The organism is Clostridium sp. BJN0013 (assembly GCF_040939125.1).
GTDB lineage: Bacteria > Bacillota > Clostridia > Clostridiales > Clostridiaceae > Clostridium_B.
Map to the genome: position 1 here is coordinate 1,302,274 of NZ_CP162495.1, position 12,924 is coordinate 1,315,197.

The following is a 12,924-nucleotide window of genomic DNA, read 5'->3' on the forward strand; positions in this document are numbered from 1 at the left end:
TATATTAGAAGAAAAAAATTCCAAATCAACTTTTTTAGTATTTTTTAATTGTGTAGTAATATATTTTTGAGCATATATAAATTACCTTTTCCAGTATAATTGTTACGCAAATCAATTTTATACTATGAATTGGTGGTTTATATTATTTTTAGAATAGTTTTTATATAAACTTCATTTTCCATTTATAGGGTTATTAGCTGGAGGTAAGGAATGATATCAGCACTAAAGGAATATAAAAAGAGAAAAATTAAATATAATCTATTGCTCGAAAAGCAAGAAAAATATATAGGTAATTTGAGTAATTTAAGATTTGCTATTTTTGTACTAGGACTTATGATTTTGATAAGAATGTATATATTAAAAAGACATTTTATATTCGATTTTATAGTTTTAGTCATGATTATTTTGTTTTGTTATCTAACTTATTTACATAAAAAGATAGAAAGTAAAAAGAACTATTTGAATATATTATACGAAGTAAATAAAACTTCAATAAAACGATTGGAGGGAGAATGGAAAACTTTTCAGGATATTGGTGAAGATTTTATAGATGAAAATCATAATTATTCATATGATCTTGATGTTTTTGGGAAAGGTTCCTTATTCCAATGGATAAATACAGCCCATACTCACATTGGAAGACAAAAATTGAAGCAAATATTGACAGAAAAACCTCAAAATAAACAGAATATATATGATAGACAATCTGCGGTTATAGAACTTGGACAGAAAATATATTTCAGGCAGAGGTTTGAAGCAGAAGGAAAAGTAATTTGCAATGACAAACAAAATCCCCAAGAGCTTTTTTTATGGATAAAACAAAGAAGTAATTATATATTAAAAAATCAAGTAACTTGGGCTTTAAGAATTTTGTCAGTGATAACTACAATAACCAGTTTAACATTACTGGTCAAAATACTTTATTATGTATTATCTGTTTTCTTTGGTACTTACAAGAGTGCACCAAGAGTATTTTATATAATTCCTTATTATATTCCTATTTTTTTGATTTTGGTTCAATGTATTATTTTAAGGGTAAAAAAAGAAGATAGAATGAAAAATTTAACTATTGCTGAGAAACACAATTGTAGCATAAAAGCATATAAAAATATGCTTACACATATAGAAAAACATAAGTTTAAATCAAAGTATATTATAAATTTATGTAAAGAACTTTATAATAATGGTCAAAATGCATCTAAACAGATAGATGTTTTTTCTAAAATTTGTGAATCTATAGCCAATAGACGTAATATGTTATATTTCATTTTGAATCCTATTCTTATGATAGAATATCACTGGACTATTTCTATTGAAAAATGGAAGATACAATCAGGAAATAACTTTGAAAAGTGGATTAATATAATAGCAGAATTAGAAGCCCTATGTAGCATTGCAGTTATCAAATATGATAATCCTAATTGGAGTATGCCTAAAATTATAGATGGACCATCAAAGATTATAGCGAAAAATATGGGACATCCTCTTTTAGGAGAAAAACGGGTATGTAATAATTTAAAGCTCGAAGAAACTTATCCAGTTATGCTCATAACAGGCTCTAATATGTCTGGAAAGAGCACATTTATGAGAACTATAGAAATTAATATTGTATTAGCTTATGCTGGAGCTCCCGTGTGTGCAGAGCAATTTTACTGTACTATTATGGAGATGTATAGTTGTATGAGAATAAATGACAATTTGGAACAAAGTATATCTTCTTTTTATGCAGAAATATTAAAAATTAAAAATATTGTTGAGGCTTCAAAAGAAGGGAAAAAAGTATTGTTTTTATTAGATGAAATTTTTAAAGGAACTAACTCAAGAGATAGGCATATTGGAGCTATAACTTTAGTAAATCAATTAAGCAGAACAGGAAATTTGGGGGTTATATCCACCCATGATTTAGAGTTAGGTGAAATGGCAAAGCATAAAGACTCAAAAATTAAAAACTATCATTTTTCTGAATATTATAGGAAGAATAAAATTTATTTTGATTATAAATTGAAAGATGGAATATCATCTACAAGAAATGCTGTATATTTAATGAAATTAGCTGGGATTAAAATAGAAGAAATTAATGAGGATGAGTAAATCTTTTAGGGAAATGGATGTACCTTGATTTGTTTTATACAAACCTAGGTACATTCCTTTTTAGCACTTGAGTTTATAAGTTTTTTAAATTGATCTTTATTTATTATGAGATAATTTTGATCTTTTTGTGTATTTTTTTCCATTTGCATGAGAGCCTATTTTTTTACCGTGTTCAATACCTATTTCGGCACCTGCTTCAGAACACATTTTCCTTTTTTCAGCATTAGACTTAGGTCTATCTTTCATTCTGTTTTTATTGTTATCCATACAATTTCCTCCTGTAAAAATATTTTAACATTTATTTTACATTATTATGCTTTAAATAGAGTATGCTTATGCTACATTTACATTATAAATACCAATCCTAAAAAAGTTAACTACAGGTCATTAGTCATAATTTATCCGAAGGCGGCAATTAGCTAATACTCCATCTTCTTCAAAGTGGAGGATAAGCAATGTTACGCCCCTGGATAAGTTCTTCTAAGGTTCAGATGGAGATAGGCATTTTTTTATAGAAAACTCCATCTGAACCTAAGAATCACTTGATGGGGAGGAAGGATTAAAATGTCAGCTTTTAGGGTGCTGCATTTATCAGATATTCATATAGGAAAAACCTATATCAAATCTGAAGAAATAGCATATAAAATTGTTTATGACATAACCCATAATGGATTATGTACTGTTAGGAGTGTAGTTGTAACAGGGGATATTTTTGATGGGCAAGTGCAGGTTAATGAAAAATTAATTAATGAAGCTGTAGTTTTTTTTGACATCTTGCTAGAGCAAATCAATCTCAATCAAGATGAATATAAATTAACAAAAGATGATTTTATATTTATACCCGGTAATCATGATTTAATTAGAGTAGATGATTATGAATTAAGATGGAGTAAATATAATGGTTTCCTGAAAGGATTTTATATTAATATACCCAAGTATTATAATATAAAAAATTATTCGGTGTTAAGGCCCTATTATGAAGAAAAAATAGTTTTTATTGGATTTAATTCCTGTCAGATTGAGAAGAAGAAAATTTTTGACAAAACATATCTGAATATGATAGATAAAAATATTAAGGCAGAAACATTAAAAAAGCAAGGAATTGATAAAAAACAGTTAATTGAGTTGTTGGAAGGTGAAGTGGCAAACGAATATGATGATTATGGAAAAGTATCTATGGCACAGATAGCAGATATTGAGAGACAGATTAGAAAATTAAATGGGTACAATATAGTTGCCATGCTTCATCATCATTTTTATCTTTTCCCGGAAGTAGCACAAAAGTACGGAGATTCAAGTCTGGTTAGAAATTATACTGCTTTTATTCAACATTTAAAATATATGAATGTAAAAACTGTTTTACATGGACACAAACATTTCGATTTAGAGCGTCCATTTATTACAGATGATAACTTGAAAGAAATTCAGGTGTTTTTGAACATGACAAAAAGACCTATTAAAATGAGGTCAAAAAAAGAGACTTATATTATTTATAATTAAAAATCAACTTATTTTCGGTGATATCTCTTGACTTACTTTTGTTACTTCAAAGCCTTGAGCTTGAAGAAATAAAATAATTCTATCTATATCAGGTTGAAAATGTCGAGAAGTGTTTTCTCTTTTTAGATATTTTTCATAAATAGAATTATCAAAGGCTTCATTTTTTAAAAGCATATTATAAATACAGGTTAAAAGCATTCTTGCTATAGCAATAATTGCTCTTTTGTGCCCACGTCTTTTCTTTATACTTTCATAACGATATTTAAAGTATGGGCAGGACTTGTTTTTTATTGCTGCATTAGCACACTGAATAAGTATTGGCTTTAAATAAGCTCCGGCACGGCTTATACGAACACTTTTCTTTTTGCCAGCACTTTCATTATTTTGTGGTGTAAGACCTGCCCAAGAACACAGATGTTTAGCATCTGGAAAGACTGACATATCCACTCCAATTTCAGAAATTATAGTTGTAGCAGATTGTGTAGTTATCCCAGGGGCAGAAGCAATAAGCTCAATTTGTGACTTAAATTCACTTGAAATTAATGAAATGGCAGTATCAAGTTGAGAAATACAATTGTTAATATAATCATAATGATTCAAGCATACAGACATCTTTGCTGTTTGATTTTTAGAGATGCTTCCTTGCATAGCAATCTTAATTTCGTCAGCCTTAGATAACATACTCTTGTGTAGAAATTGAGTATAGTCTATATCTAATTTATCAGGATGCTCCATGGCATATTTAATTATAGCTGATGATGATTTACCAAAGGTATCTGATACTACGCTTGAAATCATGATATTTGAAACTGTTAATGAATTTTGGAATCTGTTTTTCTCACTTGAACGGAAATTTGTAAGTTTAAAGCGATAGCGCATAAGGTCTCGTAGTTCTCTTATGGCCTTTGGAGGAATAAAACTTCCTTTAACTAATCCATGCTTATGTAAGTCTGCAAGCCATAGAGAATCTTTTTTATCAGTTTTTTTGCCGGGAATGTTTTTAACGTACTTTGGGTTAGCCAGAGTAATATTACAGGAATCTTCAAGTATGTTATAGATAGGTATCCAGTACTTTCCGGTGCTTTCCATACAAACTTCTTTACAGTTATGCTCAGATAACCACTCTTTTAAATGGAAAAGATTCTTTGAGTAAGTACTGAATTGTTTGGTTGCATAGGTAGTGATGTTATTCTCATTGGTTGATGTTACAGTTGCAACTACAAATTTTTTGTGAACATCAATACCGCAACAAATAGAATAAACGATTTTTAACATTTATATCACCTACAAATAAAAAAATAAAGTACACAGGTGTTGACTGAATACTCATACTTTTAAACGGTCTTTGTTTAAACAAAGATTAACTTACGTGCCCTAGGGCACACTTATTTGTACTTAAAAGAGTAATCGGCACATGTTATTATACGGATTACAGTGAAGTGCAATCACACTCACCCCGCCGTGCTCTGTAGTACACCTGTATACTTGTCTATATTATTCACAGTAATTGGTAATTTTAATCACTCTTTCATTAATTTTTGTGCCTTGAGCACAGCGAAAGGAATGAATGTTATTATGAAACAACAGAAAGTATTATTGATGTATTTGCAGGAGGTTCTGTTGGTACAGATAAAAGGGATAGGCATACCTTTAGCGTAATTGATTTTTATAAGCAGAGAGAGGATATCAAATTAATTCAACATAAATTTATTTACAATGGAGAATCACTAGAGCCTATTTCTAAAAAGCAGATTCCTTCGAAGAATATTTCAGGTAGAGTGGTTAAACTTTTAGAGATATTAAAATTTACAAATTATGATGCGTATATGTTATATATGACATCTCTTGAAAAACTATTTAAAATTTATAAAACCTGTGGGGAAATAATCAACTGGATCAGTGAATCAATAACTGGATTTTGTGATGTTTATAAATATTTAGATAGGGATTATAGGAATATTCTGTTTTTATTATATTCTGTTAGTTGTAGAACATTAAACTATAAAAGTATTATAGAAAAGGATACACAATATTTAGAGTATGCATCATCAATATTGAAAGAAATATTCGATAATTTTTTATCATGTCCCCATTTTCATATCAGTGATGAAGATTTTCACTCTTTGTTTAAAATAAAAAGTTTAAAAAGTTTAGCGGATAAGTGTAATCAATTGCTAAATAAAAATATGAATAAAATTACTAAACAGTATTTAGCTTTTAGTATGATTGGTATATTTTTTTCGGATTTGTATTTGGTATTCACAGAATATGCAGATGACTTTTATAACGAAAATATCAAATATAAGGTAAATATTAAAATGAAAGAAAATAAGTTTCATGCAAATGTTCCTGCACCAAGAATAACTATTGAATCCAATGCTGATAGGAGAAGTGCCTATGTAAAGTTCTTGTGCAATGAGGCTACAGTATATAAAATTGCCGTTTTATTTGTTAAAGAATTTGATTTAATACTAGATAAGTTTCAAGATTGCTTTAAATCAATAGGGTTTAAAATGTATTATTTAATTCCTAAAATAGATAAGAATAATTTTAAGAATACACTTGATAATTGTAATTTTGAGGCCTATATACCAACTCTGCTGCCTTTATTAACAGGAGGTAATATATATTCTTCCAAGGAGGTATTTGCAAGAGAACTAATCCAAAATTCCATAGATGCCATAGCGGTTAGAGAAGCTAAGGAGGAAAGTAATTTTATAAAATCAATTCATATTGAATTTGGAAAAGATAAAAATGATGGACTATATTTTAAAATTAAAGACAGTGGAACAGGCATGGACAGATATAAAATCGAAAGATATTTTACTAATATTGGAAGAAGTTACTATTCAGGTGATGAGTATAGAAATTTAAATATTAGTTATGAACCTATTAGTAATTTTGGAATAGGTTTTTTGTCTTCATTTATGGTATGCAGGGAAATAGAAGTAAGAACCAAATACTTTTTCAACGGTAGTGAAGGCTTAAAACTTTATATACCTAATTACGATGGATGCTTTTTTATTGAAGGCGAGGAAAATGTAGATGTTGGTACAGAAATAAAATTATATTTAAATAAGGAAATGCATGTAGATAATATAATAGATTATATAAAAAAAGTTATGTTAGATGTTAAATACGATATTATTATAAACTGTAGAGATGAAGAAAAAGAAGAACTCATTGAAATACCGGCTCATTGTATTAGAAAAAATAATACGATTGAAACTTTTCAGTTTTTTGTTCCCTTTAAAGAAAATGGCGATGTGTTAAATATCCATTGGAAGAAGGAAGTACTTTCAGAAGATTTTATCAATAAATATGAATATGGATTATTAATAAAAGCTAATTTGGATAATGTGGATTATAATTATGGTGAAATAATATTAAATGCAGGAATTCGAGTAGAGCAGACATCTCTAGATACATTATTTCATAATGAATTTAACCATGATGGAGATGATAATGGTATTATGTATAATAGCATATTTATGAATTTTCCTACAAACTGGATACAAATTGATGTTTCCAGGGAAAAGTTGAAAGGTTTTTCTGATATGATTAGGGATATTAACCATAAAAATCCTATTGGAACTAAAATTGCTGAAGTGATATACAATCAGTTGACATGTTTTTTAAATTACAGCAGGGAAAATTCAATTAGTGTTCCTAAATCATGTGTACAAGAAATTATCCAGTATGCTATCTGTTTATGTGGAGATGAGAACTCCAGTGTTTATAAAAAATTATTGAATTTAAAGTATTAAACTTGTTTAGAAATTGTGGATATTGAAGAAGAAAATAAAAAAACTATTGATCTTTATATTGTAATATCGTAATATATAAATATAATGATTATATAAAATTTGGTGAGGAGGTTAATTATGGCTAAGGTGATAAATAGCAGGTTTCCAGCCTAAGGAAATACTAAAGTCTAGATTACAACAGTATTAAAATTTAGTTCACAAATATACATTTGTAGATTATTACAAGTGATTTTGGGATTCAGGTGGGGTTTGCTATAGAGGAACGATTTATTTTCCCCATCTGAATCTTATTATTTTTAAAAAATTGACATTATAAAATGTTGAACTCCAAGTGAGGTAAGTGACAAAACTATCCAACATATAAAACCTAAAAAAATTGGCTTTACAGCATTTTGGACAAGCTCTCTGATGTTAGTATTTAGTCCTACAGATACCATTGCCATTACAATGATGAACTTCCCAATTTGTGATAAAAATTTGGTAACTTCAATTGGAAATGGCACAAATGTATTGATTACTGATGCAGCTATAAAGCCCAGTACAAACCAGGGAAATATTTTAATCATACTATAAGATACTTTTTTGTTTTTAGTTTCTTTTTTGGAGGTATAAATAGCCAAAAGCAGAGTAATAGGAACAATTGCCAGGGTTCTTGTAAGTTTTACTATAACCGCCAGATTGCCAGCTGTATTACTGTAGGAATAGCCAGCAGCTACTACAGATGAAGTATCATTAACTGCAGTGCCACTCCACAGGCCAAAGCATTCATTGCTCATATTGAATAGATGTCCAATTAGAGGAAATAAAAAAGCAGCAATAGCATTAAAAAGAAATATAGTTGATATAGAATGGGCAACTTCCTGCTCATTTGCATTTATCACTGGAGCTGTTGCTGCAATAGCAGAACCACCACATATAGAAGAACCAACACCTATTAGTGTTGCTGTCTTATCATTTATTTTTAATAACTTGCCTATAATATAGGCGGTAATAAGTGATGCCGAGAGGGTAAAAATCATTAAAACAACTGTTTGTTTTTCCACTTTAAAAACATTGAAAAAATTCATGCTAAATCCCATAAGAATAATAGAATATTGAAGCAATTTTTTTGAAGTATATATTATACCTTCATCAAGATAGTTTGGCCTTTTCCAAAATGCTAAAATCATTCCAAATAAAATTCCAAGTACAGGGCTGCCTATGATTGGAAAGATACTTCCAATGAGCCATGCAGGAATTGCTATAATCAATGCAAATATAATACCATATGATTTGTCAATTATTTTTTCCACAATATCTTCCTCCTGTCTGCCTTTTATGATATACCTTGATATTATGTAAGTAAAATATTATTATATTATAATTATAATAAGTAAATTCTAATATATAAGGAGAATGTTATGACTTTAAGACATTTTAATATATTTGTTGCTGTGTGTGACAAAATGAATATGACTAAAGCGGCAGAGCAGCTTTTCATATCCCAGTCAGCAGTTAGCCAGGTAATTTCCGAACTTGAAGGCCACTATGGTGTGCGACTTTTTGAACGGTTGTCAAGAAAGCTTTATATAACTCAGGCAGGAGAAAAATTATTAAGTTATGCCAGATACATTATTAAATTGAATATGGAATTGGAAAATGATATGAAAACTTTAAGTGAAAATGGTTCTATCCGTATTGGTGCAAGTGTTACTATTGGGGCTTATGTATTACCTAAACTTATTTCACAGTTTCAAAAAGTAAATTCTGAAACTGATATAAAAGTACATGAGGAAAATACTGAAAAAATTGAAAAAATGCTTCTTCAGGATGAAATTGACATAGCTCTTGTAGAGGGAGAAACAACCCATACAGATATTATAAACAGGCCATTTATGGAGGATGAATTGGTACTTATATGCGGAAATAATCATAGATTTGCAAAACTTGATTGTGTTGAGCCCTATGAACTTGAAAAGGAAAAATTTATTATTCGTGAAAGGGGAAGTGGAACTCGCAGGACATTTGAAGACGAGATGAGGGAAAATCATCTAAAATGGCAAATTTCATGGACATGTAATAATACAGATACTATAAAAATTGCAGTTGCAGAAGGGTTGGGAGTATCAGTCATTTCAAGATGTTCAGTAATAAATGAATTAGTCCTTGGAACACTTTGTGAAATACCTGTTAAAGGAATTAAATTTAAAAGACAATTTAAAATTATATATCATAAAAATAAATATTTAACAGAAATAATGAAACACTTTGTAGATTTTATAAGGCAGTAGGAAGTTACTTTATAATATACCCAGTTATTCACCTGCTATATAAAAAGAAAAATTATATTTAATATCAGATACAACACCTATTAGATTGAACCCCTTTATGTCACATTCACTGTATAGTTCTTGGAGTGTTGGCATTTTTAAAGAAATAAAAAATTTAATTTTAAGCAAAAATTAAATGAACCATTTAGCAAATATATCTATCTAATTAGTGTAAGGCAAAAAAGTAGTACTACAGTTTGCAAAGAAAGGTAGGAAAGTCAATTGAATAAAGATACATTTATAGATAACGTTCTTGAGGCTCGGTCCACTTTATATCATGTATCTAAATCAATTTTGACTTATGATCAAGATTGTGAGGATGCCGTTCAGGAGACAATTTTAAAAGCCTATAATAAATTAGGTACACTAAAGAAAGAGCAATATTTTAAAACATGGTTGATTAGAATACTCATAAATGAATGTTATAGTTTAAAACGTAAAAAATATTCACAGGTATCTTATGAAGAATACTTTGAGTATGCCAGGGAGTATGATAAAAAGGATTATAGTGAATTATATTTGGCTATTAAAAATTTACCAGAGCGCATTCGTATTACAATTGTCCTTTATTATGTAGAGGGATATTCAGTAGAAGAAGTTAAACAGATTTTAAAAATACCCGCAGGAACTGTAAAAAGTAGATTAGCAAAAGGACGAAAATTATTAAAAATAAAGTTAGAGCATATGGAGGCAAATTATGAATAATTATAATTGGAATAATGCGTTTCCGGATACACCTAAAAGTTTTAAAAATAAGGTAAGTGCGACATTAAACAGCTTACCGAATCAAAAGGAGAATGCTGAAATGGAAAATAGAAAAATATCAATTAAGAAAAAAATTATTATTGCACTAGTAGCTGCTATGGTACTAGGAACAACGGTATTTGCTGCAGGAAAAATATGTTTTATAACTTTACATTCGAGTAATATACCAACGTATACCACTATACCTACAGTGGAACAAGTGAAGAATGATTTTAAATTTACTCCTAAATTAGTTAAGGAATTTGACAATGGATACACTTTTGCAAATGGATGTATTGTAAATAATGAAGGAACTGATGAGAAAGGTAATTCTGTAGCAAAAACAAAATCACTTGATTTTACCTATACAAAAGGCAATGATAAGTTAAAACTTTATATGGAAAATGGAAGGTTAGGTGAAAGATCAAAGAAAGAGACTGTTATTACTACTTATAGCGGTATAGATTTATATTATAATTCGTATGCTAATAAGCTTGTGCCAGCAGATTATAAATTGACAGAACAGGATAAACAGGATCAATCCTCTGGTAAATATGTATTTAGCTATGGATCTGATAAGGTAGAAATCTCTCAAATTCAATGTTTAAATTGGATGCAAGATGGAATTAACTATTCTTTCTTAGCAATTGATTCTAATATATCAAAAGATGAATTGGTTAAAATGGCACATCAGGTTATTGATACCAAGTAAAAACGCTTTACACATGGAACTAGAGTTTTAAAAATAAAAAACAGCGTGAAATTTGTAGAAATTTACTTACTCTTCTTAGTATGAAAGATAATACAGAGTGAAGTTTATTAATGTAATGGAAAGTAATCTAAATAAATTAGAGATTTATAATTTTAAAATTTATACGTACCAAAAATCATAATTATTTGATATGTATAAATTTTTTTATTTTTAGCTGTAAGAAGAATTCCTCTGCTGTTTTCTGTTAGCTTTCTTTTTATGTTAGGCTGACGAGAGGTATATAGTTTCTTTATACCATTAATTTATAACCCCAAAATTCGATAAGTTAACATTGAAAGTGAGATTATAAAATATGTATACTATAAGTAAAATATATTTTAATGAAAAAATAATATGCTTCCGGGTGAGTTCAGTAAAAAATATGTAGTACAAAAAGGATACAAAGTGAAATTTTTCAATATATTTTTTGCTGTTGGAATAGCTTTTACAGGTTTACTTGCTGCAGTACCAACTACACATTGGAACCTTCTGTTGTTATTTTATATACTGAACTCAATAGGGTATTCTGGAAGCAATATATTTAAGGAAAGACAATGCTTTATGTTGGGGTTATTATCTACATTTTTATTTGTGTATATGCTTGTTTTATACACAGTACCCTGGATTTTTGGATTCTTGCCGCTTGTAGGTTCATCCCAGGGAGGGATACAGGCACTAAGCAGATCATATTTTGGAAAGCTGGTGCCAAAGGAAAGTGCTAATGAATTCTTTGGATTTTATAATATATTCGGAAGATTCGCAGCTATAATGGGGCCGTTTTTAGTAGGAATAGTAACCCAAATTACAGGAAGGAGCAATTATGGAGTTTTTAGTATAATACTTTTATTTATTATTGGAGGAATAATATTAATTAAAGTACCTGATAAGGGATAGAAAGTTGCAAGGTACTGTTGAGAATGAAATAAGTTAAAGAAATAATTAATAATATGGGATATATTTTGTTATAATAGTTAATTAAAGTGATTAATTTAGATTATCTAATAAAAAAATTTCATATTTTAAAGAAAGGCAAGGTTTTAATAAAGTGGCAAAATGTATGCTCTGTAATAAAAAGATAAAATTTACCAGAAAATGTCCATCACTAAATGAAGTTATTTGTTCAACATGCTGTGGAAGTAAAAAAGGATCAGAAATAAAATGTATAGATGATTGCAAATATTTTATTGAAAGTCAAATTAGAGAAAATAAAAAACACATAATGAAATTAGTAAGAGAATCCTTCAACAAGGAAGAAGAGGATATATATCAAGATGAAAGAATGTTAAAATTAGTGATGCCCTTTGAACAATTTATATTTAGAAAATATTATAATAATATAAATACTACTGATGAGTTTATTTTTGAGTGCTTTGTGAAAATGTTTTATTGTTTAGATGGAAAAGTTAATATTTATACTTTTAATGAAATTGAAACTGAAATATTTAATGAATTTAATAATGTTGCTAAAAGAACTAAACTATCTGTAGAATCACAAAAACTTATATTACTAAGGCTGATGAAATCAATAAGTAACATGACTGGAGGTATGTTCGGAAACAGAATGTATCTTGAACTTTTAAGAAATGACTTTACTGGAACTGGTATTGTTACAGAGGTCATGAAAAGAATGTGATTTTTATAGTGCTTCAATGTAGTATAATATCGGTTTCTACATATATAACCGCAGAATATCTTAAGAACTGTAGTGAAGAAATTAAAGAAGTAATAATAAAGGCTTAACTTTTAAATTGTTAGGTCTTTT

At 28.7% G+C, this 12,924-nt stretch carries 10 protein-coding genes and 1 pseudogene; 8 read left to right on the forward strand and 3 right to left on the reverse strand.

The window, feature by feature from the left end; translation table 11 throughout:
• The first annotated feature begins 210 nt into the window (after positions 1-210).
• Positions 211-2,091 carry a MutS family DNA mismatch repair protein gene (locus AB3K27_RS06770; RefSeq protein ID WP_368490472.1) on the forward strand — a complete coding sequence of 627 codons (1,881 nt, stop codon included), beginning with the start codon at positions 211-213 and terminating at the stop codon, positions 2,089-2,091.
• 96 nt (positions 2,092-2,187) lie between these two features.
• On the opposite strand, the gene AB3K27_RS06775 is transcribed toward AB3K27_RS06770, so the two are convergent.
• Positions 2,188-2,358, reverse strand: coding sequence for a hypothetical protein (locus tag AB3K27_RS06775; protein ID WP_368490473.1), 171 nt, complete (start codon positions 2,356-2,358; stop codon positions 2,188-2,190).
• Between the two features lie 297 nt (positions 2,359-2,655).
• Between AB3K27_RS06775 and AB3K27_RS06780 the strand changes: the two genes are divergently transcribed.
• On the forward strand, positions 2,656-3,591 hold the full coding sequence (locus AB3K27_RS06780) for a metallophosphoesterase (RefSeq protein WP_368490474.1): 936 nt from the start codon (positions 2,656-2,658) through the stop codon (positions 3,589-3,591).
• 3 nt (positions 3,592-3,594) lie between these two features.
• On the opposite strand, the gene AB3K27_RS06785 is transcribed toward AB3K27_RS06780, so the two are convergent.
• Positions 3,595-4,866, reverse strand: coding sequence for an IS110 family transposase (locus tag AB3K27_RS06785; RefSeq protein ID WP_368488380.1), 1,272 nt, complete (start codon positions 4,864-4,866; stop codon positions 3,595-3,597).
• Positions 4,867-5,129: 263 nt separating this feature from the next.
• Here AB3K27_RS06785 and AB3K27_RS06790 point away from each other — a divergent pair, with 263 nt between their 5' ends.
• The gene (locus AB3K27_RS06790) at positions 5,130-7,358 is read left to right on the forward strand and encodes an ATP-binding protein (RefSeq protein WP_368490475.1); all 2,229 of its coding nucleotides are present in this window, start codon (positions 5,130-5,132) and stop codon (positions 7,356-7,358) included.
• Positions 7,359-7,654: 296 nt separating this feature from the next.
• On the opposite strand, the gene AB3K27_RS06795 is transcribed toward AB3K27_RS06790, so the two are convergent.
• Complete coding sequence (locus AB3K27_RS06795) at positions 7,655-8,650, reverse strand: YeiH family protein (RefSeq protein ID WP_368490476.1); 996 nt, start codon at positions 8,648-8,650, stop codon at positions 7,655-7,657.
• Between the two features lie 108 nt (positions 8,651-8,758).
• Between AB3K27_RS06795 and AB3K27_RS06800 the strand changes: the two genes are divergently transcribed.
• The 5 genes and pseudogenes from AB3K27_RS06800 (at position 8,759) to AB3K27_RS06820 (ending at position 12,795) form a co-directional block, all read left to right on the forward strand.
• Entirely contained in the window at positions 8,759-9,628 is an 870-nt protein-coding gene (locus tag AB3K27_RS06800) for a LysR family transcriptional regulator (protein WP_368490477.1), read from the forward strand.
• Between the two features lie 261 nt (positions 9,629-9,889).
• Positions 9,890-10,372, forward strand: coding sequence for an RNA polymerase sigma factor (locus AB3K27_RS06805; protein ID WP_368490478.1), 483 nt, complete (start codon positions 9,890-9,892; stop codon positions 10,370-10,372).
• Complete coding sequence (locus tag AB3K27_RS06810; RefSeq protein WP_368490479.1) at positions 10,365-11,123, forward strand: hypothetical protein; 759 nt, start codon at positions 10,365-10,367, stop codon at positions 11,121-11,123. The genes AB3K27_RS06805 and AB3K27_RS06810 overlap by 8 nt, the downstream gene beginning before the upstream one ends.
• Positions 11,124-11,707: 584 nt before the next feature.
• Positions 11,708-12,056 (forward strand): annotated as a pseudogene (locus AB3K27_RS06815) (MFS transporter); the annotation flags it as partial.
• A 151-nt stretch (positions 12,057-12,207) separates the two neighbouring features.
• Positions 12,208-12,795 (forward strand): hypothetical protein, encoded by a 588-nt coding sequence (locus tag AB3K27_RS06820; protein WP_368490480.1) that lies wholly within the window; start codon positions 12,208-12,210, stop codon positions 12,793-12,795.
• Positions 12,796-12,924 lie beyond the last annotated feature (129 nt).